Origin of the sequence: Vibrio sp. 10N.286.51.B11, from assembly GCF_041469245.1 — a bacterium.
Classification (GTDB): Bacteria; Pseudomonadota; Gammaproteobacteria; order Enterobacterales; family Vibrionaceae; genus Vibrio; species Vibrio crassostreae_C.
In genome coordinates this window covers 82,980-107,413 of sequence record NZ_JBFRKI010000030.1, presented here as the reverse complement: position 1 = coordinate 107,413, position 24,434 = coordinate 82,980, and the positions used below count along the sequence as shown (strand labels likewise).

The following is a 24,434-nucleotide window of genomic DNA, read 5'->3' as shown; positions in this document are numbered from 1 at the left end:
TAGAGACCTCACACTATAGGGCCATCGACAGAAGATACCTCATTGGAATAGCGAGGTATAACCCAACAAAAAACGTTCGAAAACGATTTGTTGGCTGCATTAACCGATATTATTAAGAGTGAGTCCAACCATTGATATTTGTGGTTACGATTACGTTTTTTTATCGTCGATCCGACTTAAAGTGACAGGTAAGGTATTACAAGGTTTTAGACCAAAAACCAGGCTGAAGCGCATGAGATTTAAAGCACTTTCTAACAAAAAATCAGGTGAATAAAATACCAAAGACACATAAAACTCTTGGCTAATCAGGTCAAGTTAAGTCAGGGTTTTGACAAATATGACCACTTCCCAATCTGAACTCTCGCTATCACAAACACTACTTGTATCCCACGATTCGAGGCCTATAAACACTTCGTTCTTCCTACTAAAACTCGCTCACTTCAATGTTGTAACCGCTCAATTTTTGAACTTTTCTCGCGCATACCTTGTATTCGGTTGGATATTCTTGTAATTTCAACTGACCAACCAATCGGTCAGCTTTCGAATTTAGGGGATACTATGAGCCATAATCTAGACCTTGAACCAAACACGTCGAGCATCAACGACATGGATCAAATGTTCAACCGACAAAAAGATCACTACCGCAATAATGTTAATCCTACGCTTGAGCAGAGAAGAAAAAATCTCTCTACCTTAAAAGCATTACTTATACGCTACCAAGAGCAATTGATTAACGCAGTGTCTGAAGATTATGGTCATCGCGCAAAACACGACAGCTTGATTGCTGATATCACCCCTTCTCTTCACCAAATTAATTACAGTGATAAGAACCTTAAGAAGTGGTTGAAGCCATCTCGTAGAAAAGCAGGCTTGATGCTGACACCAGCGAAGATCACTGTTCACTATCAACCGGTAGGCGTTGTAGGCATTATCGTTCCTTGGAACTTTCCCATAATGCTCTCTTTAGGCCCTCTGATCACTGCGTTAGCGGCGGGCAACACTGCAATGCTCAAGATGTCCGAGTTTACTCCTGCGACCAACCGAGTTTTGAAAACCATGCTGGCCGAAGGCTTTAGTGAAGATCAAGTCGCGATTATCGAAGGCGAAGCTGACGTTTCCGCTAAATTTAGCCAACTGCCGTTTGACCATATCCTTTTCACAGGCTCGACCTCTGTGGGTAAGCACGTCATGAGAGCAGCAGCCGACAACTTAACGCCAGTAACTTTGGAGTTAGGCGGCAAGTCTCCAACGATTATTGCGCCGGACTTTGATGTCGCTGACGCCGTTGAACGCATCCTGTTTGCAAAAAGCTTAAACGCTGGCCAGATTTGTGTGGCGCCCGATTACATCTTATTGCCACGAGAAAAAGTCGATGCGTTCATCACAGCTTATAAGCAATACTTCAAAAAGTTGTATAAAGCAGGCATTGAGAGCAAAGACTTAACTTCAGTGATCGATATGCGTCAATACAATCGTTTGAAGGGGGTGATTACAGATGCTCAATCTAAAGGCGCAGTCGTTCACACCGTCACCGAACAAGCGCAAGACGATGTAAACCACAGAATGACGCCGCACCTTCTCACCGAAGTGAACGACGACATGGTCGCAATGCAAGAAGAGTTGTTTGGCCCCGTACTGCCTATCGTTCCTTATGATTCTATTGAAGAAGCGATCAGCTACATCACAACAAGAGAACGTCCGCTTGCTTTGTACCTGATGAGTCATGATAAGCAGACTCAAGATCTAATCTTATCGAGCACGCACTCTGGCGGCGTGTGTATTAATGATTCTTTGGTGCATGTGGCTGCAGAAGACGCGCCGTTCGGTGGCATAGGCCCTTCAGGTATGGGACACTATCATGGCATTGAAGGCTTCAAGACCTTTAGTCATGCCAAAACCGTTCTAAGTAGAGGAAAAATCAACTTCACCAAGTTAATGCATCCTCCTTACAACAACCCAATCAAAAAACTGATGTTCAAAGTACTCAATAGATGATCACTAAAAGACAAAAAATCCTAGATGCTGCACTCTTGCTCTTCTCTCAACAGGGGCTAGAGGGCACATCTACTGGACAAATAGCGAAAACAGCTGGTGTGGCGAAAGCGACGCTGTTTCACCACTTCGAGAATAAATCTCTATTGATTGACGAGCTGTTTCGCGAGCTGAAGTTGGAGCTATTCTCTACCCTTCAACAACACACTGATATTGCTGAGCAGGATCTCTATCAAGCCTTTAAGTTCATGTGGATCACTGGGATTGAATGGGCACTAGAAAATCCGGTTGCGATGAAGTTCTTCACCAATGTTCATTTCGACCCAACAACTCAAACTCGAGAAGTGATCGTCTCGCAGATGTTCGCGTCGCTAGACGAGATCATTTTGAAAGGACAAGAAGATGGTGAATTGATGGTGTTAGACATTAACCTTGTTAGACACTTCATCCATAGCCACTTTCTGATTTGTGCAAACTGGCTTATTGAGCAAAACGAATCTCCACCAGAGCAAACATCGAAGTACATCAATGATAGCTTTGATATGTGTTGGCGAGCCGTTGGTGGGCAAACCAAGTAGCTTTAGTTCTAAGCTCCAAAATATAAGTTCTAGACTCAACTTATTTCCAATAATGATCACTAAAGCGCCACACAGGCGCTTTAATCATTTGAACACAATTTAATCACTTTAGCATATTGACTCAGAGTACGTTCTTTCAGTACCATCCCACCATCATTTCAAAAGAGAATAACGCCATAATGAAGTACTAACATCCTGACATCCGATTTATTTTTATAAAAATCATTTGGACACTCGGGGTTAGTGGGCGTTACTTCGTCATCTATTTTCGCGACAAATCAAGCTCTTAAAGATCCGTTTTTTGACAAGCTACATCTTTAAGATCAGCACCTTAAAGACAGAAATCTGATCAGCACTCTATTTCCTATCTTTGATTGGTACGCTACCTAAGTAACGTCTTTGGCGATCTATACATAGAATTCTGTGTAGGGTTCTATATAGAAAAAGCGCCTCACCCCTTTTACTCGTTTACACGTAAAGGGAGGTATTTTTATGCCTACTATATTAGCCAACAATCTCTCATTCCAACTCGATACTGGTGAGTGGTTATTCAAAGACATCACCTTTAATTTGAGCACTCGCCTCACCGGCCTAGTCGGAAGAAATGGGGCTGGAAAGTCACTACTTCTTTCGTTACTGATCGGGCAAAAACAACCCACAACAGGCAGTATTTCGCGCCAAGGTTCGATCGGCTTTTACTCTCAGTTGCCATCAACGCTACTGGATTCCGCCACCACCATCGCTGACTTCTTAGGGCTCACCGAAAAGTTAGATGCATTAAAAGCGATAGAGCAAGGGAGTTGCGAACTTCAGCACTTCAATATCGTTGGCGAGGATTGGGATTTACAAGCGAACACAAAGCAACTTTTAGCCACATTGAAAATAACCAGTGGGTTAACCACGCCGTGCCATACATTGAGCGGTGGGCAACTCGCCCTGTTACAGCTTCATCGGATATTCACATCAAACCACAACATACTGATTCTCGACGAACCTACAAACCATTTGGATAGCGACGGGCGCAATTGGTTACTCGAACAGTGTCAGTTGTTTGAAGGCAAAGTGCTTGTCGTCAGCCATGATCGAAGCTTATTGAGACACATGGAAGGGATCTATCACCTCAACAGTTTGGGCATGCGTTTCTACAAAGGGAATTACGATGATTACTTCACGCAAATGTTGAGTCAAAGTGAAGCACTGGACAAGCAGATAACGCATCACCAATCGGAAAAAAAACGACTCGAGCGCCAAGCTCAGACTAACAAGGAAAAAGCACAACAACGTGAGGCTCAAGGTAACCGACTCCGAAAATCGGGTAGCCAACCCAAGATATTATTGGATGCAATGAAAGATAAAGCAGGGCGAACCCAAGGTGCATCGGCAACAAGCCACAAGAACTTAAAGGATCAAAACCAACATAAGCTTCAATCTCTTAAAGAACAACAAGAGCAACTGAAGCCGCAAGCGTTGTACCTACAACAAGCGAATTGTTCTAAACAACACTCACTATTAAGCGTTGAAGAGTGTCGCCTGAGTTTTGGTTCTGGTGCTCCTATTAGCTTCTCTCTATCACAGGGAGAACGATGTTATCTAACTGGGGCTAATGGGTGCGGAAAGTCGACACTGTTAAAAGCGATTCACGGTCAACACGCCAATTATAAAGGCTCGATCAAGCGCTTGGGGGCGACCGTCTATTTGGACCAACACTTTGGCCTGTTAGACACCAACGATACGATGTTCGATAGTTTAATAACGCATAGCTTTGGATTAACAGAGAGCGACGCGCGAACCCTGCTAGCGGGAATTGGATTCAGGCGAGACTCGGTATATCGAAAAGTCGCTCACCTCAGTGGTGGCGAGAAAATGAAGCTAGCGATGTTGATCGTCAGCCATAAACAGGATGCCCCACTTCTTCTACTTGATGAACCAGACAATCACTTGGACATAAACTCAAAGCAAATATTGGCTTCGGCTCTACGTGAATACCAAGGTGCGTTCATCTTGGTCAGTCATGATAGCGATTTTGTTGAGGAGGTCGGCGTTAGCCAAAATCATATACAACTTTAACCTTCGTAAATTCGTTCACTTAGTTTAGTTAGGCGAGTATTCTTCCGGATACTCGCCTTTCTCGGTTGAGACAAGTAAACTACGCGCCTCGAACATCTATTCATAAGGCTAAGGTTTGCATACTCTAGAACAATTAAAATCAGGGCAACTTAAAGGTATTAAGCGTCTAAAACTATCAGAAGGTCTCACAGAGTTCCCTCTAGAAATCATAGAGCTTGCAGATTCTCTTGAGATCCTAGACCTTTCAGGTAATCAGCTGTCAGACCTACCAGCCGAGTTATCAAAGCTAACTAACCTGCGTATTATCTTCGCGTCGAATAACCTGTTTACGCACCTGCCTGATGTTCTAGGGTCACTTCCTAAGCTCGAAATGGTTGGCTTCAAAACCAACCAAATCAAAACCGTTAGCGAACAATCTCTGCCGACTCAACTACGTTGGTTAATCCTGACCGACAATGAGATTGAGGCCCTGCCTAGCTCACTAGGTGAAAGACCGCGACTACAGAAACTGGCATTGGCGGGTAACAAGATTCGCGTGTTACCAGAAAGCATGGAAAACCTATCCAACCTTGAGCTAGTTCGCCTGTCTGCAAACCAGTTGACTGAATTCCCAGAGTTCCTTATCAAGCTACCAAAACTGGCTTGGTTAACGTTTGCGGGTAACCCGTTTTGCAAACACCCTAGCAGCTTAGATAGCGTGCCTGCGGTTAGCTCTCAAAGCTATTCACTGAATCAAGTACTTGGCCAAGGCGCATCTGGCGTGATCTCGCATGCAAGCTGGCTAAACAGCGACTTCGATTTTCCACAGGAAGTGGCGGTTAAAGTGTTTAAAGGCGAAGTCACCAGTGACGGCTACCCACATGATGAACTGGAAGCGTGCTTGCAGGCTGGACACCATAACAACTTGGTAAAATCTATCGCCCAAGTAGAGGAACAAGATTACCTAGCTTTGGTGATGGAACTCATTCCAAACAGCTACTACAACCTAGGGCTACCACCAACACTCGAGACTTGCACGCGTGATACTTTCCCAGAAGGTTTCGAACTTTCAATTGCTCAAATCAATAGCATTACAGAGCAGATGATTGATGTGTTTGAACACCTTCATGCCAATAAAGTCTCTCATGGTGATCTATACGCTCACAACACTTTAGTGAACGAACAAGGTCAGATGATCTTTGGTGACTTTGGCGCTGCGACTATCTACGGCTACCTAACTGAAGAACATCAACAAGGTATTCGCCGAATTGAAGCACGTGCATTGAAGTACTTTATTGAAGACCTACTGACGATTTGTGCAAAGCAAGATCAAGACAGCGAGCTTTATACTCTATTGGCGAACTTCGAAGCTTAATAGAAGTATTCAGTCAGATTGAAGACAACAAAGCCAACATCACTGTTGGCTTTTTTATATGCTAATTAAACGAACCAGCGTTTAGCTTTCAACTTGAACAAGCTTCAAGTACGAATGCAGCTCTCCGCTCTTATACTCAACCGCAGAGTGAATATTAAGGTCAGCACGAGCCACAACAGCAAACTGGTAGCAGTTCTCACCCTTCAGAATCTCGACGTGTAACAAACCGTCTTTTAGTTGCCACTGCCCTGTTGTTTCAAATCGGTCGAACAAACGATATTCAATCAAAGAACCGTCAGCATTGAAGTGCACTTCAGTGATGTAACCGCCGGGGCAGCTCTTCACCCAAACTCGATTCTCGATATCACTGACCGTAAAGTTACGCCTTGTGTCACGCCACGCTAGAAAGCCTTCGCTATCATAAAGAGCAATGTCGAGATCAGTTCTAGAGATTAACGGCTGCTCATTTTGCTCACGACAATAAAGTTGAAGCAAAATTTGCTGAACTGTTTCGCTCTGTAATTCACTCATTGTGGCTTCCCTTTATCATTGCTCTGCGTTAGACGCAGTATTGATCAACAAATTCTATTTAAAGCGGGCTACACAAGCTCGTAAGAAACCACATACAGTTGAGAGATACCCGGGTAGATATCTTGAATCACGTCTTTCAGTACTTGCAGCGTCATGTTCTCTTGCTGAGCATGGAACTCACCTAAGTCATCAAACAAAATTGGCTCAACGCTGATGATCTTAAGATTACAGAACACACGGTCTTGCTCTAGCGTCGATACTTCCACAACACTGCCTGGCTGGTAGTCTCGCTCAGATTCATCACGAATAGTAATCGTCTTCTTGCCAGATAGGATGTCAGTTTCAAAACGTTCGAAGAACGTCATAGTGGTCGGTGCGGTCATTTATTTCGGTCGCTTTACATTTAAAGGTTAGGTAAATGTTTATATACCAGAATGCGTGTTCAAGCGAATAAAAATTAGGTGCGAGATGCGAGATGCGAGATGCGAGATGCGAGATGCGAGATGCGAGAGAGTATGGCAAAGCCAAATTACAGGCAATAAAAAAGGAGAACCGAAGTTCTCCTTTTCTTAAACCTTTAAGCTAACTCTAAATTATAGAGATGCTTTCGCTTTTTCAACTAGAACAGCAAATGCTGCTTTGTCGAATACTGCGATGTCAGCAAGAATCTTACGGTCGATCTCGATAGATGCTTTCTTTAGGCCATTGATGAAACGGCTGTAAGATAGACCATTTTGACGAGATGCCGCGTTGATACGTGCAATCCAAAGTTGACGGAATTGACGTTTCTTGTTGCGACGGTCACGGTAAGCGTATTGACCAGCTTTGGTAACTGCTTGGAAAGCTACGCGGTAAACACGTGAACGTGCTCCGTAGTAACCTTTAGCTTGTTTTAGAACTTTCTTATGACGTGCACGAGCTTGTACACCACGTTTTACGCGAGGCATTATGCTTCTCCTAAACTAAACGAATTTATAAACTAAAAAGAATTAAGCGTATGGCATCATACGTAGAACTTGAGCAACTTCACATTTAGGAAGGATCGAGTTCGGACGTAGCTGACGCTTGTTCTTAGTAGTACGCTTAGTCAGGATGTGACGTTTACCAGCGTGCTTAAACTTAATACCACCAGCAGTTTTCTGGAAACGCTTAGCAGCACCTTTGTTGGTTTTCATCTTAGGCATGATGAATAACTCCGCATTGTTGAGTTGTTAATAACATAGTAATTAGGGCGAATAAAACCCCGCAACCTGAGGCTGCAGGGTTCAATTACTTGCAAAGCCGTTAATTACTTCTTTTTAGGGGCCAACACCATGATCATCTGGCGACCTTCAATTCTCGTTGGGAAAGATTCAACTACTGCAAATTCTTCAGTATCCGCTTTCAAACGATTAAGAACGTCAACACCGATTTCTTGGTGAGCCATTTCGCGGCCACGGAAGCGAATTGTTACCTTCACTTTGTTGCCGTCTTCTAGGAAACCAGTCAGGTTGCGTAGTTTTACCTGATAGTCTCCAATATCAGTTCCAGGTCGGAATTTAATTTCCTTGATCTGAACCTGCTTTTGCTTCTTCTTCTGCTCTTTCGCAGCTTTGCTCTTCTCGAAGAGGAACTTACCGTAGTCCATCACACGACAAACTGGCGGCTCGGCGTTAGGGCTGATCTCTACAAGATCCATACCAGCTTCATTTGCAGCTTCCATCGCTTCAGCGATTGATACTACACCAACAGCTTCGCCGTCTGCGCCAGTTAGACGCACTTCACGAACGCCACGAATGTCACCGTTTAAACGGTGCTGGTTTTGTTTGGCCGGTTGTTGGCCACGTCTTCCGCCTTTAATAGCTATTCCTCCAGATTGAGCTTACGGCTTGAAACCTCGGCTTGGATGTATGAAATAAAGTCATCCACTTTAAATTTGCCAAGGTCCTTACCTTTACGTGTACGTACTGCAATTTCGCCGGCTTCCATTTCTTGGTCACCACACACAAGCATGAACGGTACACGTTTCAAAGTATGTTCGCGGATTTTAAAGCCAATCTTCTCATTTCTCAAGTCTGCTTTGACTCTAAATCCACTTTTTTGCAGTTTTTTCGTAATTTCTTGTACATATTCAGACTGTTTGTCTGTAATGCCCATTACAACTGCTTGTTCTGGCGCCAACCACGTTGGGAAGAAGCCAGCGTATTCTTCAATAAGAATACCAATGAAGCGTTCTAGTGAACCTAAAATCGCGCGGTGGATCATAACTGGCGTGTGACGCTCGTTATCTTCACCTACGTAAGTAGCACCTAAACGTTCTGGTAATGCAAAATCGAGCTGCACTGTACCACATTGCCAAGCGCGGTCCAAACAATCATGCAAAGTAAATTCAATCTTAGGTCCGTAGAACGCACCCTCGCCTTCTTGAATCTCGTATGCAATGTCCATTGCCTCTAGCGCTTGCTTAAGGTCAGCCTCTGCACGGTCCCACATTTCGTCTGAACCTACACGCTGTTCTGGACGAGTAGATAGCTTAACAACGATGCTTTCGAAGCCGAAAGTTGTGTAAGTATCGTAAACCATTTCAATACAAGCTTTAACTTCTTGTTGAACTTGGTCTTCAGTACAGAATACGTGAGCATCATCTTGAGTGAAGCCACGAACACGCATAATGCCGTGAAGTGCGCCAGACGGCTCGTTACGGTGACATGAGCCGAACTCAGCCATACGTAGCGGTAGATCACGGTAAGATTTCAAACCTTGGTTGAAGATTTGAACGTGACCAGGACAGTTCATTGGCTTGATAGCGTATTCACGGTTCTCTGAAGAAGTAGTGAACATCGCTTCAGCGTACTTATCCCAGTGACCAGAGCGTTCCCAAAGAACACGGTCCATCATTAATGGGCCTTTAACTTCTTGGTAATCGTACTCAGTCAGTTTTTGACGAATAAATACTTCTAGCTCACGGAAGATAGTCCAACCGTTGTGGTGCCAGAACACCATGCCTGGTGCTTCTTGCTGCATGTGGAATAGGTCAAGCGCTTTACCGATTTTACGGTGGTCACGTTTAGCGGCTTCTTCTAGGCGCACAAGGTGAGCTTTAAGTGCCTTCTTGTCGTGGAATGCAGTGCCGTAGATACGTTGAAGCATCTTGTTGTCACTGTTACCACGCCAGTATGCACCCGCTACGTTAAGTAGAGTGAAGTGCTGGCAGAAGCTCATGTTAGGCACGTGTGGACCACGACACATATCGATGTATTCTTCGTGATGGTACAGGCCTGGACGGTCATCTTTAGAAACGTTCTCGTCCAAGATTTCAATCTTGTAAGTCTCGCCGCGAGCTTCGAATGCGTCGCGCGCTTCCTGCCAGCTAACTTTCTTCTTAACAACCTGGTATTTGGTCTTCGCTAGCTCTTTCATGCGCTTTTCGATCTTTTCTAGATCGTCTTGCGTTAGAGAGTGCTCAAGATCGATATCGTAGTAGAAACCGTTATCGATAGTAGGACCGATCGCCATTTTCGCTTCTGGAAAAAGCTGCTTAACCGCGTGGCCTAAAAGGTGAGCACAAGAGTGACGAACGATCTCAAGGCCATCAACTTCATCTTTAGCTGTGATGATTTCTAGGCTTGCATCGTTTTCGATAAGATCACAAGCATCAACACGCTCGCCGTCTACACGACCAGCAATGGTAGCTTTCGCAAGACCAGGACCGATTGATAGGGCAACATCTAGAGTTGATACAGGGTTGTCAAATTGACGCTGACTACCGTCAGGAAGAGTAATAATTGGCATTATTTGTCCTTTACAGTGGTGTTGCACACCAAGCAACACATGAAAATGTTTAATATATGTCTTTCAATCAACGAGTACGCTGATTGGGGATATATGCATAATAAATATACCCACATAGAAGCAAATACAGATGCCACATCTGTGAGTAGCCGAACATTGTAACGAAATAATATGAAATGACAATGTTAGTCCCGCAGCACCACAAAACTATATGACTGAAATGTCTCTTCTATATAGATCCTTCTAACGCCTAACCCATAGTTCAATCAGTAATTCGTTGGCTTTATCTACAATACAAAAAAGCCGAATGGTTAAGTTCGGCTTGAAAAGTTGTATTGTCTCTATTAATTAATAGACAGAGCGACTGCTAACAGAGAGGGAACTACGCACTCATGATTCTTGATACAGCGTTGCGAATGTCTGAGTCGGCCGCATTAGCAGGTAAGCTGAATGAGATGTATTGGTCGCCGCGGAAGCTCATTGAGCGGTCGATTTCTGCTAGGCAGTGAACCATTGAACCTTCAACGATGAATGACAGCTCGATCTCTTTATTATTCATGAAGCCGCCGCTGCGAAACTCAATCTCTTGGTAACAGCCCGAACGAGAAGCAAAGCTGTTGCCTTTTAAGAAGCCCTTCTCTACGTCTGCTTTCACCATTGCCATGCCCGATGCTTCCACACCTTGGATAATTTTAGCGACTGTTGGCAGTGGATGAACGGAGATAAAGTCACGGTCTTTAGGATCAATCGCAAAGCCGATATCTAGGTTGGTTTCAACCCACACATGGCATTGGTTCATTTGTGCGTTCAACGCCGTGACTGGTGTTTCATCATTTAACTTAAGACGGTACGGCACCAATTTGGTTTCACCCGGTTGGATCACAAATGGTTCTACCGCTTGAATACGACCCAACGAAAAAGTTTCGTAGCTGGTGCTATCTTCCGTTTCGACTTTTACTTCTGTGTTGAGAACCAAGTTAATCAGGTCGATTTGTTGCTCAACGTCGCCACCAACAATGTGAACATTGCCAGACAACTCTCCACCTTGGAAAACTTCAATATTATCTAAGACGGTATCAACCTTTGCTGCACCGATGCCCAACGAGGCCTTTAATTTCTTAAACATATTATTTCCCTTTCTAATTATCTGATTTACGAATAGTTATTGCGTGACAATTTGCGACACTTGCCTCACAGAATCAAGCAATTTGCCCCATCTATGTTGAATAAGGTCACATTGCCCGAGGAAATGTTGAAATCGTGAAAAATTCCGTTACTCTATTTGTATAGTCAAATAAGGTTTCATTATGTCGAAAGCACCGCTCTACCTTCAGATAAAACAGTTCATAGACGAGAATATCACCAGTGGTCACTGGCCAGTGGGTTACCAGATAACCACAGAGCTAGAACTCACTGAACAGTTCAAAGTGAGTCGAATGACAGTGAATAAGGCCATTCGAGATCTGGTGTCTGAAGGTAAGCTAATCAGGAAACCAAGGCTGGGTACTTTTGTTTGTGAACCAGACGAAAAAGCACAATCTCCCCTGCTTGATATCAACAATATCGCGCAAGAGATCAAAGACCGAGGCCAAACGTATGCTAGTCAAGTTATCAAGCACGATAGTATCAAGGCTGATGAAAGCACCGCCACACGGTTAGGTGTAATGATCAATGCCGAAGTATTCTATAGTGAAATCATCCACTTTGCGGACAACGCGCCGATTCAATTGGAAGCGCGCTGGGTGAACTCTCAAGCCGCACCAAAATACCTAGAGCAAGACTTTTCAACCTCTACGCCCAACGAATACCTTTCAAAAAACTGCCCGTTGAGTGCTATAGAGCATACGGTTGAAGCCATTATTCCTGACTCTCAAATCAGAACGTCACTAAAACTTTCTGAATCAGAACCTTGCCTTCTTTTGAATAGAAGAACATGGAGTAAAGAACGTCTAATCAGCTTTGCATTGCTCTACCATCCTGGTTCTAAGTACAAATTAAGCTCCAAGATACTTCTAGATTAAAGAACATCATCCTGATCGCCGATCACATTTTTGCAACATCAACTTGATTCGGGTCAGCGTTTAGCCTATTTATTTGTATATACATTTAATGTTTAGCAAAGATCTAGGTGATTATGAATTTGATCCTCAAAAACGCACGAGTGGTCTCGATGAGCTCGGGAGCTGACGGTTATCAACCTTCTTCCCCGCAAGATATCGTTATCGAGAACGGTAAGATCGTATCCCTGTCACACTCAAGCGATGAGTCACTTCATTGTGAAACGGCGAGTGCTAGCCGCTCTGTTGATCACATCATCTACGACTGCAAAAACAAGCTCGTCACACCAGGACTGATTGATTGCCACACTCATCTGGTGTTTGCAGGTAATCGTGCCAATGAATTTGAACAACGGTTAAATGGTGTCTCCTACACCGACATCGCAAAACAAGGCGGTGGTATTTTAGCGACGGTAACGGCGACACGAGCCGCACAAGAAGCCGAACTGGTTGAGATGGCGCTGCCTAGATTAGACGGCCTGCTAAGAAGTGGTGTCACCAGCGTTGAAGTAAAGTCTGGCTATGGTTTAACACTTGATGACGAGCTTAAGATGTTACGTGCTGCTAAAGCCTTAGAAAACCACCGTCGTATTAAAATCACCACCACACTCCTTGCAGCACATGCTGTGCCACCCGAATACAAAGAGCAACCGGACAGCTATATCGATCTGGTTTGCCAAGAGATCATTCCTAAAGCTGCAGAGCAAGGGCTCGCCGATGCAGTTGACGTGTTTTGCGAATCTATCGGCTTCAACCTAGAACAAACCGAACGTGTATTTGCAGCAGCCAAAGCACATGGCCTCGCGATTAAAGGCCACACTGAACAACTTTCGAATATGGGTGGCAGCGCGCTTGCAGCTAAATACGGCGCACTCTCTGTTGACCATGTTGAATACCTTGATGAAACCGGAGTAAAAGCACTGGCAGAATCAGGCACAGTTGCCACCTTGCTACCCGGTGCTTTCTACTTCCTGAAAGAGACTCAACAGCCACCTATTGCTTTACTTCGTGAACACAAAATCCCAATGGCGATCGCGACCGACCTAAACCCCGGCACATCTCCCTTTGCAGACTTAACGCTGATGATGAACATGAGCTGCACCCTGTTTGGTACGACGCCTGAAGAAGCGCTACGCGGTGTAACTTGTAACGCGGCGGCTGCCATTGGTGAGTCACAAACCAAAGGCAAAGTCGAAATCGGTTATGCCGCAGATTTGGCTATCTGGAACATCGACCACCCTGCAGATCTAAGCTATCAAGTCGGTCTTCCTCACCTGCATAAACGCATTGTTAATGGCGAGGTGTGTCATGACTCAATCTAAATCCAACGGTATCCAAGAGAACGCAACAACCGTGCATAACTTTGTGTGGACCGGACGTAATGATCTTGAAGATGGCGCACTCGGTACTCGCGTTCATCACATTACCAAGCAAGTGCAAAGTAGTGAGTTAAGTGACAAGCTGACTGACGGTGATATCGCCTTGGTAGGCTTTGCCAGCGATGCCGGTGTTGCAAGAAATAAAGGACGCGTGGGCGCGAAACAAGCACCTAACTTGATACGCCAAGCGTTGGCGAATATGGCTTGGCACAGTGACGCACACATCGCCGATCTTGGTGATATCGAGTGCAATGATGGTCAATTAGAAGTCAGCCAAAAACAGTGTGCTTCTGTGATTGCCAATGCCTTAGCAACCAACAAAGTGATTACCCTTGGCGGTGGTCACGAGGTGGCTTGGGCAACGTTCCAAGGTCTCGCTGAGCACCTAAATAAAATTCAATCAGAACACAATCCTAAGATCGGCATCGTTAATTTTGATGCTCACTTTGATCTTCGTGAATTTGAAAGCGACATCACCGATGTTAAACCGAGCTCCGGCACGCCTTTTAACCAGATCAGTGATTACTGCCACGCACATCAATGGCCGTTTCATTACGCTTGTCTTGGTGTGAGTGCCGCCAGCAATACCAAAGCGCTGTTTAACAAAGCTGACCAACTGGGCGTGTGGTATGAACACGACCGCAACATGACCCAAGTGAATCAAGTCGCTCAACTGATCAAGTTACAAAAATTCATCGTTGAGTGTGATTATCTCTATCTCACCATTGATCTCGATGTTTTCCCCGCAGCTACTGCGCCGGGCGTAAGTGCACCAGCGGCAAGAGGCGTGAGCTATGAAGCGCTTGCTCCTTTTCTAGAACAGATTTTCCAACACAGTGAAAAACTCATTATCGCGGACATAGCGGAATACAACCCAGACTACGACGTCGATGGCCAAACGGCTCGATTAGCGGCTCGTTTATGTTGGGATATTGCCAGTGCAATGGCCAGCGACTAATCCAGCTATACCGATAACTACAACTACAACTACAACTACAACTACAACGATATAACGTGAAACAGAAGGAATTCCAAAATGACGGAACACCACAACAGTGACCCTCGTCTCGACACGACTCGCGAAATTCGCGCACCTCACGGCACCACTTTGCGCGCTAAATCTTGGTTAACAGAAGCACCACTGCGTATGCTGATGAACAACCTAGACCCTGATGTGGCAGAACACCCACATGCACTGGTTGTGTATGGCGGTATTGGTCGCGCGGCACGTGATTGGAAATGTTATGACAAAATTGTTGAAGTATTAGAGCGTTTAGAGGACGACCAAACGTTACTTGTTCAATCCGGTAAACCTGTGGGCGTGTTCCCGACTCATAAAAACGCACCTCGCGTACTGATCGCTAACTCGAACCTTGTTCCACACTGGGCGAACTGGGAACACTTCAACGAGCTCGATAAAGAAGGCTTGATGATGTACGGCCAAATGACCGCGGGCAGCTGGATCTACATTGGTTCACAAGGCATCGTTCAAGGTACTTACGAAACCTTTGTCGCTATCGCGAAGAAGCACTTCCAAGGTGAAGCAAACGGCAAGTGGGTTCTAACGGGCGGTCTTGGTGGAATGGGCGGCGCTCAACCTCTTGCTGCAACGATGGCTGGCTTCTCAATGATCGCAGTGGAGTGTGATGAATCACGAATCGACTACCGCTTGCGTACTGGCTATGTAGACAAAAAAGCCACCAGCTTAGATGAAGCGATGGCAATGATTAAAGAGTCAGACACGCCAATCTCTGTTGGCTTATTAGGTAACGCCGCAGACGTCTTCCCAGAGTTAGTTGAACGCAATATCACACCTGATGTGGTGACTGACCAAACCTCTGCCCACGATCCTCTTAACGGCTACTTGCCGCAAGGTTGGACGATGGAGAAAGCCGCACAAGAGCGCTCCATTGATGAAGCAAAAGTGGTGAAAGCCGCTAAGCAATCTATGGCGATTCAAGTACAAGCGATGTTAGACCTGCAATACCGCGGCGCAGCGACCGTGGATTACGGTAATAACATTCGCCAAATGGCACTGGAAGAAGGCGTAGAAAACGCGTTTGATTTCCCAGGTTTCGTTCCGGCTTATATTCGACCTTTATTCTGCGAAGGTATTGGTCCTTTCCGTTGGGCGGCACTATCTGGTGACCCAGAAGACATCTACAAAACAGACCAAAAAGTAAAAGAACTGATTCCAGACAACCCACATCTACATAACTGGCTAGATATGGCACGTGAACGCATTCAGTTCCAAGGCCTACCAGCTCGTATTTGTTGGGTTGGCTTGAAAGACCGTGAACGCTTAGGCCAAGCATTCAATGAAATGGTCAAAAATGGCGAACTTAAAGCACCGGTTGTTATTGGTCGTGACCACCTAGATTCAGGTTCAGTAGCAAGCCCGAACCGCGAAACAGAAGGCATGATGGATGGATCAGATGCCGTATCAGATTGGCCTCTATTGAACGCCCTTCTAAATACGGCAGGTGGCGCAACTTGGGTTTCTCTGCACCATGGTGGTGGCGTTGGCATGGGCTTCTCACAACACTCAGGAATGGTGATTTGTTGTGACGGCAGTGAAGATGCATCGCAGCGTATTGCTCGCGTACTTCACAATGACCCAGCAACCGGCGTTATGCGTCATGCTGATGCAGGTTACGATATTGCCAAGCAATGTGCCAAAGAGCAGAAGCTTGATTTACCTATGCTAAACGAAGAACTTCGTCGCCTTTAATGTCTGGAGAGAACATGTTGAACTTATTACTTAAGCCAGGACTTCTTGGCCTATCTGAACTTCGAAAAATCAGCCGTAGCCCTGTGAACTTATCACTCGATCCTGCAGCAATCCCGGATATCGAAGCGAGCATGCAAGTTGTCGAACAAGTGATTGCTGAAGACCGCACTGTGTATGGCATCAACACGGGTTTTGGCTTATTAGCAAACACCAAGATTGCGCCTGAAGATCTCGAAGTTCTACAGAAAAGTATCGTACTTTCTCACGCTGCGGGCATTGGCAAGTTCATGTCTGATGAAACCGTACGCTTGATGATGGTATTGAAGATTAACAGCTTGTCTCGCGGTTACTCTGGTATCCGCCTCAAAGTGATTAACGCTCTTATCGATCTTGTGAACGCGCAGGTTTACCCGTGTGTTCCACAAAAAGGATCAGTAGGCGCATCTGGAGATCTTGCTCCCCTCGCCCACATGAGTACCGTTCTGCTAGGTGAAGGCCAAGCACGCCACAACGGCAAGATCATCACTGGCTTAGAAGCAATGCAGATCGCAGGTCTTGAACCAATCACACTTGCGCCGAAAGAAGGCTTAGCGCTGTTAAACGGCACACAAGCATCGACTGCCTTTGCATTAGAAGGTCTGTTCGCAGCGGAAGACTTGTTTGCGTCTGCAACCGTATGTGGTGCAATGTCTGTTGAAGCTGCACTGGGTAGTCGTCGTCCGTTTGACCCTCGAATTCATCGCGTTCGTGGTCATCGTGGTCAAATGGATGCCGCGCTTGCTTATCGCCATATGCTTGATCAAAAGAGTGAGATTGGTGAATCACACACTTGCTGTGAAAAGGTTCAAGACCCTTACTCGTTGCGCTGTCAGCCTCAAGTGATGGGTGCCTGTTTACAGCAAATTCGTAATTCAGCAGAAACGTTAAACGTTGAAGCGAACTCGGTATCGGATAACCCACTGGTATTTGCTGAAGACGGCGACATTATTTCAGGTGGTAACTTCCACGCAGAACCTGTGGCAATGGCAGCGGATAACCTAGCACTTGCGATTGCAGAAATTGGTAGCCTTTCTGAACGAAGAATGGCACTGCTGATTGATAGCGCACTAAGCAAACTTCCACCTTTCTTAGTCGATAACGGCGGCGTTAACTCAGGCTTTATGATTGCTCAAGTAACGTCTGCTGCTCTGGCAAGCGAGAATAAAACACTGGCACACCCAGCTTCAGTAGACAGCCTTCCAACATCGGCAAACCAAGAAGATCATGTATCTATGGCAACCTTTGCGGGTCGTCGACTGCGTGACATGGCAGAAAACACCCGTGGCATCTTGGCTGTTGAATACTTAGCAGCAGCACAAGGCTTGGATTTTAGAGCACCAAATCTCTCTTCTCCTCGAGTAGAAGAAGCAAAACAGATACTGCGCGAGAAAGTCAGCTTCTACGACAAAGACCGTTACTTCTCTCCTGATATCGAGCAAGCTAACTTGTTACTCAAATTGTCTGTGCACAACCACTTAATGCCTGACGGTATTTTGTGTAGCTTTTAAGTCGTGAAATAACACGTCATATAAACAAGGGCTATCGATTAGCCCTTGTTGCATTGAGCCAGTCACCATATCCCCTGTAAAACTGCCACATACCATCCAACGTATTTATCTAATTGACTGATATATAAGCAAAGTTAACTGGATAGACCATTAGAACGAAGTTAGTTAGCTATAATCCACCCCAGATTTTATGACTAATAGCGATACTATGTTTCTGACACCTTACTTTTCTACTGAAGACAATCAATTTCAATTCACTCGTGAACAAGCAAGCCACTTTGCTAAAAAAGTAGCTGGCGATTTCAACCCGATTCACGATGAAGACAACAAGCGCTTCTGTGTACCTGGCGATCTTTTATTTGCAGTACTTCTGCAAAAAGAAGGCATCAGCCAAAAAATGCGTTTTGATTTTTCAGGTATGGTTGGTAACGGTATTGCGTTAAGCGTTGATAACAAGTGTGAAAAAGAGAGCTCACTTATCGATGCAAATGGTAAAGAGTACCTACACATGTCTTGTGAAGGAGAGAAGAGCCATGATCAAGCATTCATCGAGCACGTAGTAACAAACTACGTTAAGTTCTCTGGCATGAACTTCCCACACATCATGGTTCCTCTTATGGAAGAACAACAAATGATGATCAACTGCCAACGTCCTCTAGTGATTTACGAGAGCATGGAAGTTGAATTTACTCGCCTAGACCTGTCTCACCCAGAAGTTGAATTCTCTGGCGCGACTTTTGATGTTGAAGGCAAACGTGGCATCGTGACCCTGAACTTCGATTTCAAAGAAGACGGCGAAGTAGTCGGTAAAGGCGTGAAGCGTATGGTAGCAAGTGGCCTTAAGCCATACGACCAAGCTTCTGTAGACGACCTAGTAAACCGCTTCAACGAACGCAAAGAGATGTTTCTAGCTCAGTTCACAGCCGCTGCTTAATCAGCTCTAGAACAAGATCAATAAAGCCCAGCTTGATAATCTCAAGCTGGGCTTTTTTATTTCGATTACTAAGCCAGCACTCAAATCATCACTAAATCCAGCGTCTAACCTTTTGTTTGTAATCAACATATTCTGCGCCGAATAATTGTTCTAGTGCTCGCTCTTCGGGTTTGATTTGGAAGTAATTCATGTAGATTACGAAGCCAAAGCTAAGTAGTACACTGAAGATATTCTGGAAGAAGTAGCCAAAGCAAAATAGCAGGATGAACAACCCTAAGTACATTGGGTTTCGCGTGTAGCCAAAAATTCCACTGTCCACGACGGCTGAAGCGGTTTCTACTTTGATCGGGTTAACGGTGGTTTTCTGTTTTCGAAATTCCAATATGCCGGATATTCCGATCACACCACTCAATGTGACTCCGATTCCTAACACAATCATTCCATGAGGCAATGCCAGTGTCCCTTGGCTCAACTGTTGAGCGCAGAAGTATGATGCTACGAATACAATAATGAACAGTGCAACTGGTGGTACTTTTAATTCTAGAAATTTCATACTTTTCCTTATTAACATTCCTTTGTTAGTTTAGAAAAAAGCCCAGCAATTGCTGGGCTAAATGTATTAGAGAATTTTTGCTAGCGCCTGTAATGGGTGAGCAAGCTTCTCACCTTCAAAACGCTTCACTTGGCTGCGGCAAGAATAGCCCGTCACCAAGCAACGATCTTTTGGTAAGTCCTGCATTTGAGGCTTCCAGCTTAAACCATATATGTCTTTCGACATTTGTAGCTTATCGACTTCGTGGCCGAAAGTTCCCGCCATACCACAACAGCCGACAGGAACGCTGGTTAACGCCGCCCCAAAGTGTTTGAAGATAGTACCCCACTCTTTTTCAGCGTTCGGCATTTTGGTTTTCTCAGTACAGTGAGCAAACAAGTACCACATATCTTCACTTGCTGAGCGTGCTTCGAACTCACCTAGCGATGGCATTAACCATTCATGCACAGTAAGTACATCAAAGTCGCCGCGCTTGTCACCTAAGATCTCGACGTATTCATCGCGGTAACAAAGCACCAGTGCAGGATCAACACCGACCAAAGGAATTCCGATATCCGCCACCATCGACAAGAAATCCGAAGTCGATTTCGCCTCACGTGCAAAACGATTTAAGAAGCCCTTGATGTGCAACGCTTTACCATTCGGTTTGAACGGCAGCAGTACCGGAGTTTTGCCAAGTTTTTGAGCCAGAGTGACGAAGTCTTCAATCACCTCGGCATCATAGAAGCTGGTAAACGGGTCTTGAACGATCAGCACATGCTGTTTCTTCTGTTCAGAAGACAAGCCTTCTAAATACTGTAAATCGAAGAGTTGCAGCTCTTTACTCGCTAGACGATTTTTGAGCGTAGGCACCGACATCAATGGTGCATCAACATAACCGACCGTTTTAGCTGTTGCCGTTTGGATCCACTTTTGACCCAATGCAGCGTTGACTACTTTTGGCGCTTTCGCCATCAGCGGCAGCATGGTTTCAATGTTGGCAACTAGATAATCTTTTGCAGGGCGCTGGTAACGCGAGTAGTAGATGTTCAAGAATCGAGAACGGAAACTTGGTACATCGACTTTGATCGGACATTGACTCGCACACGCTTTACACGCCAAACAACCGTTCATCGCCTCATGAACTTCATGCGAGAAATCGTACTCATGGCGTTTGTTCATCGTATTGCGAACACGCTCAATCATAGTCTTAACGGGTGTGTTGTCTTTCAACGCTTCTTGCTCAAGGTCGAGAATATCAACGCCTTGTTCAGTCAGTTGACGCAACCACTCTCTTACCAAGCCTGCGCGGCCTTTGGGTGAGTGACGTCGGTCAGCCGTAACTTTCATTGAAGGACACATTGGCGAGCTAGTATCGTAGTTGAAACACAAGCCGTTACCGTTACATTCCATTGCTTGCTTGAAGCTGTCACGAACTTGTACGTCGATCTGACGGTCGTAGAAACCACGCTTGGTATCGGTGACTTTCACCAATTCAGCGTCACTTTCTAAAGGCGTACAGATCTTGCCGGGGTTCATCTTGTTGTGCGGGTCGAATGCTGCTTTAATACGTCTTAATTCGGTAAACAGCTCTTCACCAAAGAAGTCTGGGCCATACTCAGAACGGAAACCTTTACCGTGCTCGCCCCACATTAAACCGCCGTATTTCGCCACCAGCTTAACCACTTCATCAGAGACTTCATGCATCAATGCTTCTTGCATCGGGTCACACAGATCCAATGCTGGACGAACGTGTAATACGCCCGCGTCAACGTGACCAAACATGCCGTAATTCAACTCTTTTGAATCGAGTAACACTCTAAATTCAGAGATGAAATCCGCGAGGTTTTCTGGTGGTACACAAGTATCTTCAGCAAAAGCGACTGGCTTAGCTCGGCCTTTCGCCGCACCTAACAGACCCACTGCTTTCTTACGCATGTTGTAGATTCGGCCAATGCTCGCCAAATCGCTACAAACTTGAAAACCAATCACGCCGGCTTCTTCGCTTTCAACCATGGTTTCAAGGCGTGCAGTCAGCGCTTGAACTTGCTGTTCAACTTCCGCTTCATCTTGGCCTGCAAACTCAACCATGTTGATGCCAAGCATCTCTTTGTTCGGAACATCAGTCAGCAAATCGCTCACGGTGTGCCAAACGATGTCTTGCTTCGCTAGGTTCAATACTCTTGAATCTACCGTTTCAACAGACAGTGCTTTCGCTTCCACCATGAACGGCGCATTACGCAGCGCAGAATCAAACGTGTTGTATTTCACGTTAACCAGTGTGCGCGCTTTTGGAATCTTGGTTAGGTTTAACTTTGCTTCCGTGATGAATGCTAAAGAACCTTCAGCGCCACATAGAACGCGAGTTAGGTCAAAGCTGTCATCTTGTTCGTTGATTGCATTCTTTAGGTCATAGCCTGTTAAGAAGCGATTCAGCGGAGGGAATTTATCTAAGATTTGAGCGCGTTTGTCTCGACAAACCGCCTCTGTCACCGCAAGTGCATGGTGAGCGAATTCACCCTCTACAGGTAAGCCGTGTGATAAATCAGATTCTAGACATGAACCATCTGCGAACACCGCTTGCAGCGACAATACATGGTCAGACGTTTTGCCGTACTTCAATGACCCTTGGCCCGAAGCATCGGTATTGATCATGCCACCCAAGGTTGCTCGGTTACTGGTAGAAAGGTCTGGAGAGAAAAAGTAACCATAAGGGCGAACAGCGTCGTTCAATTGATCTTTAACGACACCAGACTGAACTCTTACCCAGCCCTCTTTCTCGTTAATCTCAAGAACCTTATTCATGTATCGCGACAGGTCAACCACGACACCTTTTGTTAAAGATTGTCCGTTGGTTCCGGTACCGCCGCCACGAGGGGAAAAAGTCACGCGTTCGTAAGCGGATTTAGAAACCACTTTACCGATAAGCACAACGTCTTGCGTTGTTTTAGGAAGGATGACCGCCTGCGGCAATTGCTGATAGACACTATTATCAGTCGCCACAGCCAAACGGCTAGAATATTGAGATTCAATGTCGCCAGTAAAGCCCGCTGTTTTTAGTTCATCTAAAAAGCGTACAACAACTGGATCGACATCAGCATTGAGTTGAAGTCTTGGTAACATTTGCTTCCTGCCCCTACTTCGCTGATCCTATCAGCATTGGGTTATCTGAGATTTTTAATAATTTTCTTTGAATTTCGTCACTTTACTACTATTAAGATCATATAAAAAGGTGATCAAATCAGAATCTCAGTGCAAGAATGGAGAAATAGTCACTTTCGTCTTAATTCAGTAACAATATACTGAATAACATTTTGTTTAAGACATCTCCACGAGCACATCACAATGAAAAAAAACAAAACAGTCACAACTGAAGATATCCTTCTTAAACTATGCCAATCAGTCTCAAGCGTACTGACTTCAGCGACGGCTTCTCAGGTGTCCTATTCAGCCATGGTTCAAAAGATCAACAAGACAAGCCTAAAGCCAGATTTTGGTTGCTTCGTTCTGTTTGACGGCGGCTTTTCTGGTCTCGTTGTTATTAATTTTACGTCCAAAGCAGCGCTAGAGATCTACACCAATTACATGCGCAATATGGGCATGCCTGAAAACGAGCTTGCTGTGCTTCATACTTCAGACGAAGTGGGTGATGTATTGGGTGAGTTGATGAACCAATTAGTTGGCGATTTCACCAATAAAATCCGCAAAGAGCTGCAAACCAACATCACACAAAACCAACCGAAAATGCTGGCTCTGAACAAGCAAGTTAACCTTTCTGTTGATACCAATCTCGACCGTCCACAAGCTCGTCGTGTGACCTTCTCTACCGCTAATAACAACATCTTCTACCTTGAGCTTGCGATGGATAAGACTGAGTTCATTCAATTAGAAGAATTTGAAATCGCAGAAGACGAATGTCCAGATAGCATTCTTGAGGCGACTCAGAAAAAAATGCAAGAAGCGAACAAGCCAGCTCAAAGCTCTGGCAATGATTCTGCGGCAGATCTACTCGATGAACTGGGTATCTAGTTTACGAATGCTCTAGACATATTGAAAAAACGTGTCACTAACGCCATCAATACGCTTGATGGCGTTTTTGTTTTTACCGCCAACTGGGCTCATGCAGTTCAATGTTCACCGCCTTCCTTGTTCATCAAACCAGTTTTGCCTTTCTGTTACCCGCGAAAACATGTAAAATGTTGGACTTTTAAAAATTTGCGGTACTGATTAAATTGTCGATGGATAAGAAAAAAGCCCTAAAGAAAATTGCCAAGTGTCTTGAGCTTGGAAATTCTGCGAACGTCAATGAAGCTGCCAATGCGATAAAAATGGCGCATAACTTGATGCTGAAATATGGTCTCGAAAAAGACGATATTGAATTTATCAAGATGGGGAAAACTCAGTCCAGTCACCTGTTACCTGCAAATATCAGTTCTACACTGCTGCGTGTTATTCGCGGTATCAACACCAAATTTGGCGTAGAAGCCGTATTGCTGAATCATAAAGGCCTCAAGCGTGTTGAGTTCATTGGTGAAGCCGACCGCGCGATCTTCGCAGCGTTCGCTTTCGATATCATTTATCGTGAACTGAATGAACACACCGGCCAATTCAGAAATAGCTTTGCTGGCTCTGGCACAGGGTCCTTAGAAGTGACACGCCGCGTGAACTCGTTTGTTTCAGGCTGGGTTGAAGGTGCGCTTGAAAAGCTACCAACCATTACTCCCGACGACGAATCAAACAACAAGATCAATAACTACATTGATAAAGAATTCAAAAATATCGACCGTGAAACGTTCAAGCAGCAACTGAGAGAAGCGATGAAAAACCTCACCGCCGATTATGAAGTTGGTTTGAAGAAAGGTCGTAAATTGTCTGTTAATCGACCAGTTGGCGGTACCCAGGCAGCTAAAAAGATAACTAAATCATAGAGCCACTTTACATTGCTTCGACGTATTGATAAA

Annotated in this window: 21 protein-coding genes; 12 read left to right on the top strand and 9 right to left on the bottom strand. The window is 45.1% G+C overall.

The annotated features are described in order from the left end of the window. Window positions 1–558: 558 nt before the first annotated feature. The 4 genes from AB4154_RS15815 (at window position 559) to AB4154_RS15800 (ending at window position 5,991) form a co-directional block, all read left to right on the top strand. Window positions 559–1,995: a coniferyl aldehyde dehydrogenase gene (locus tag AB4154_RS15815; protein WP_372123515.1), complete on the top strand. Its 1,437-nt coding sequence runs from the start codon at window positions 559–561 to the stop codon at window positions 1,993–1,995. Continuing rightward, complete coding sequence (locus tag AB4154_RS15810) at window positions 1,992–2,570, top strand: TetR/AcrR family transcriptional regulator (RefSeq protein WP_372123514.1); 579 nt, start codon at window positions 1,992–1,994, stop codon at window positions 2,568–2,570. The genes AB4154_RS15815 and AB4154_RS15810 overlap by 4 nt, the downstream gene beginning before the upstream one ends. Before the next feature lie 492 nt (window positions 2,571–3,062). Next, window positions 3,063–4,637, top strand: coding sequence for an ABC-F family ATP-binding cassette domain-containing protein (locus AB4154_RS15805; RefSeq protein ID WP_372123512.1), 1,575 nt, complete (start codon window positions 3,063–3,065; stop codon window positions 4,635–4,637). 115 nt (window positions 4,638–4,752) lie between these two features. Beyond that, window positions 4,753–5,991 (top strand): leucine-rich repeat-containing protein kinase family protein, encoded by a 1,239-nt coding sequence (locus tag AB4154_RS15800; RefSeq protein WP_372123510.1) that lies wholly within the window; start codon window positions 4,753–4,755, stop codon window positions 5,989–5,991. Window positions 5,992–6,072: 81 nt separating this feature from the next. Here the strand turns inward: AB4154_RS15800 and AB4154_RS15795 are convergent, their stop codons facing one another. The 7 genes from AB4154_RS15795 to AB4154_RS15765 all read right to left on the bottom strand — a co-directional run bounded on the left by AB4154_RS15795 (window position 6,073) and on the right by AB4154_RS15765 (window position 11,419). After that, entirely contained in the window at window positions 6,073–6,522 is a 450-nt protein-coding gene (locus AB4154_RS15795; RefSeq protein ID WP_017063604.1) for a hypothetical protein, read from the bottom strand. Between the two features lie 68 nt (window positions 6,523–6,590). Further along, window positions 6,591–6,905 carry a N(4)-acetylcytidine aminohydrolase gene (gene yqfB, locus AB4154_RS15790; protein ID WP_017063603.1) on the bottom strand — a complete coding sequence of 105 codons (315 nt, stop codon included), beginning with the start codon at window positions 6,903–6,905 and terminating at the stop codon, window positions 6,591–6,593. A gap of 210 nt (window positions 6,906–7,115) precedes the next feature. After that, window positions 7,116–7,469, bottom strand: a complete 354-nt coding sequence (gene rplT, locus AB4154_RS15785) for a 50S ribosomal protein L20 (protein WP_004733517.1) — start codon at window positions 7,467–7,469, stop codon at window positions 7,116–7,118. Window positions 7,470–7,511: 42 nt separating this feature from the next. Continuing rightward, window positions 7,512–7,706, bottom strand: a complete 195-nt coding sequence (gene rpmI, locus AB4154_RS15780; RefSeq protein ID WP_004738430.1) for a 50S ribosomal protein L35 — start codon at window positions 7,704–7,706, stop codon at window positions 7,512–7,514. Window positions 7,707–7,810: 104 nt separating this feature from the next. Further along, window positions 7,811–8,362 (bottom strand): translation initiation factor IF-3, encoded by a 552-nt coding sequence (gene infC / locus AB4154_RS15775; RefSeq protein WP_076654893.1) that lies wholly within the window; start codon window positions 8,360–8,362, stop codon window positions 7,811–7,813. Window positions 8,363–8,364: 2 nt separating this feature from the next. Then, window positions 8,365–10,293 (bottom strand): threonine--tRNA ligase, encoded by a 1,929-nt coding sequence (gene thrS / locus AB4154_RS15770; protein WP_017059786.1) that lies wholly within the window; start codon window positions 10,291–10,293, stop codon window positions 8,365–8,367. A 382-nt stretch (window positions 10,294–10,675) separates the two neighbouring features. Next, window positions 10,676–11,419, bottom strand: coding sequence for a sporulation protein (locus AB4154_RS15765; protein WP_372123508.1), 744 nt, complete (start codon window positions 11,417–11,419; stop codon window positions 10,676–10,678). Window positions 11,420–11,600: 181 nt separating this feature from the next. Here AB4154_RS15765 and hutC point away from each other — a divergent pair, with 181 nt between their 5' ends. The 6 genes from hutC (at window position 11,601) to AB4154_RS15735 (ending at window position 18,941) form a co-directional block, all read left to right on the top strand. Further along, window positions 11,601–12,314 carry a histidine utilization repressor gene (hutC, locus tag AB4154_RS15760; RefSeq protein WP_017078663.1) on the top strand — a complete coding sequence of 238 codons (714 nt, stop codon included), beginning with the start codon at window positions 11,601–11,603 and terminating at the stop codon, window positions 12,312–12,314. Between the two features lie 113 nt (window positions 12,315–12,427). Further along, on the top strand, window positions 12,428–13,672 hold the full coding sequence (hutI, locus tag AB4154_RS15755; RefSeq protein WP_372123506.1) for an imidazolonepropionase: 1,245 nt from the start codon (window positions 12,428–12,430) through the stop codon (window positions 13,670–13,672). Continuing rightward, on the top strand, window positions 13,659–14,687 hold the full coding sequence (gene hutG, locus AB4154_RS15750; protein ID WP_102393420.1) for a formimidoylglutamase: 1,029 nt from the start codon (window positions 13,659–13,661) through the stop codon (window positions 14,685–14,687). The genes hutI and hutG overlap by 14 nt, the downstream gene beginning before the upstream one ends. A 78-nt stretch (window positions 14,688–14,765) precedes the next feature. Further along, window positions 14,766–16,460, top strand: coding sequence for a urocanate hydratase (gene hutU, locus AB4154_RS15745; protein WP_017063597.1), 1,695 nt, complete (start codon window positions 14,766–14,768; stop codon window positions 16,458–16,460). 14 nt (window positions 16,461–16,474) lie between these two features. Next, complete coding sequence (gene hutH / locus AB4154_RS15740; protein ID WP_372123504.1) at window positions 16,475–18,007, top strand: histidine ammonia-lyase; 1,533 nt, start codon at window positions 16,475–16,477, stop codon at window positions 18,005–18,007. A 208-nt stretch (window positions 18,008–18,215) separates the two neighbouring features. Beyond that, complete coding sequence (locus tag AB4154_RS15735; RefSeq protein WP_017067089.1) at window positions 18,216–18,941, top strand: DUF3581 domain-containing protein; 726 nt, start codon at window positions 18,216–18,218, stop codon at window positions 18,939–18,941. Window positions 18,942–19,032: 91 nt separating this feature from the next. On the opposite strand, the gene AB4154_RS15730 is transcribed toward AB4154_RS15735, so the two are convergent. Together AB4154_RS15730 and AB4154_RS15725 are read right to left on the bottom strand one after the other, a co-directional pair. Further along, window positions 19,033–19,494 (bottom strand): isoprenylcysteine carboxylmethyltransferase family protein, encoded by a 462-nt coding sequence (locus tag AB4154_RS15730; RefSeq protein WP_017059772.1) that lies wholly within the window; start codon window positions 19,492–19,494, stop codon window positions 19,033–19,035. 66 nt (window positions 19,495–19,560) lie between these two features. Then, window positions 19,561–22,596: an FAD-binding and (Fe-S)-binding domain-containing protein gene (locus tag AB4154_RS15725; protein WP_017066184.1), complete on the bottom strand. Its 3,036-nt coding sequence runs from the start codon at window positions 22,594–22,596 to the stop codon at window positions 19,561–19,563. Window positions 22,597–22,818: 222 nt separating this feature from the next. Here AB4154_RS15725 and AB4154_RS15720 point away from each other — a divergent pair, with 222 nt between their 5' ends. Together AB4154_RS15720 and AB4154_RS15715 are read left to right on the top strand one after the other, a co-directional pair. Further along, window positions 22,819–23,502 (top strand): DUF3334 family protein, encoded by a 684-nt coding sequence (locus AB4154_RS15720; protein WP_017059770.1) that lies wholly within the window; start codon window positions 22,819–22,821, stop codon window positions 23,500–23,502. A gap of 209 nt (window positions 23,503–23,711) precedes the next feature. Further along, entirely contained in the window at window positions 23,712–24,401 is a 690-nt protein-coding gene (locus tag AB4154_RS15715; RefSeq protein WP_017059769.1) for a DUF2786 domain-containing protein, read from the top strand. Window positions 24,402–24,434 lie beyond the last annotated feature (33 nt).

Bases quoted from the DNA above. Each gene is read 5' to 3' on its own strand.
- rpmI (WP_004738430.1), bottom strand. From the start codon at position 7,706: ATGCCTAAGATGAAAACCAACAAAGGTGCTGCTAAGCGTTTCCAGAAA.
- hutI (WP_372123506.1), top strand. From the start codon at position 12,428: ATGAATTTGATCCTCAAAAACGCACGAGTGGTCTCGATGAGCTCGGGA.
- AB4154_RS15715 (WP_017059769.1), top strand. From the start codon at position 23,712: ATGGATAAGAAAAAAGCCCTAAAGAAAATTGCCAAGTGTCTTGAGCTT.
- AB4154_RS15795 (WP_017063604.1), bottom strand. From the start codon at position 6,522: ATGAGTGAATTACAGAGCGAAACAGTTCAGCAAATTTTGCTTCAACTT.
- thrS (WP_017059786.1), bottom strand. From the start codon at position 10,293: ATGCCAATTATTACTCTTCCTGACGGTAGTCAGCGTCAATTTGACAAC.
- hutU (WP_017063597.1), top strand. From the start codon at position 14,766: ATGACGGAACACCACAACAGTGACCCTCGTCTCGACACGACTCGCGAA.
- hutC (WP_017078663.1), top strand. From the start codon at position 11,601: ATGTCGAAAGCACCGCTCTACCTTCAGATAAAACAGTTCATAGACGAG.
- yqfB (WP_017063603.1), bottom strand. From the start codon at position 6,905: ATGACCGCACCGACCACTATGACGTTCTTCGAACGTTTTGAAACTGAC.
- AB4154_RS15730 (WP_017059772.1), bottom strand. From the start codon at position 19,494: ATGAAATTTCTAGAATTAAAAGTACCACCAGTTGCACTGTTCATTATT.
- AB4154_RS15815 (WP_372123515.1), top strand. From the start codon at position 559: ATGAGCCATAATCTAGACCTTGAACCAAACACGTCGAGCATCAACGAC.
- hutG (WP_102393420.1), top strand. From the start codon at position 13,659: ATGACTCAATCTAAATCCAACGGTATCCAAGAGAACGCAACAACCGTG.
- AB4154_RS15765 (WP_372123508.1), bottom strand. From the start codon at position 11,419: ATGTTTAAGAAATTAAAGGCCTCGTTGGGCATCGGTGCAGCAAAGGTT.
- AB4154_RS15735 (WP_017067089.1), top strand. From the start codon at position 18,216: ATGTTTCTGACACCTTACTTTTCTACTGAAGACAATCAATTTCAATTC.
- AB4154_RS15725 (WP_017066184.1), bottom strand. From the start codon at position 22,596: ATGTTACCAAGACTTCAACTCAATGCTGATGTCGATCCAGTTGTTGTA.
- AB4154_RS15810 (WP_372123514.1), top strand. From the start codon at position 1,992: ATGATCACTAAAAGACAAAAAATCCTAGATGCTGCACTCTTGCTCTTC.
- hutH (WP_372123504.1), top strand. From the start codon at position 16,475: ATGTTGAACTTATTACTTAAGCCAGGACTTCTTGGCCTATCTGAACTT.
- rplT (WP_004733517.1), bottom strand. From the start codon at position 7,469: ATGCCTCGCGTAAAACGTGGTGTACAAGCTCGTGCACGTCATAAGAAA.
- AB4154_RS15720 (WP_017059770.1), top strand. From the start codon at position 22,819: ATGAAAAAAAACAAAACAGTCACAACTGAAGATATCCTTCTTAAACTA.
- AB4154_RS15805 (WP_372123512.1), top strand. From the start codon at position 3,063: ATGCCTACTATATTAGCCAACAATCTCTCATTCCAACTCGATACTGGT.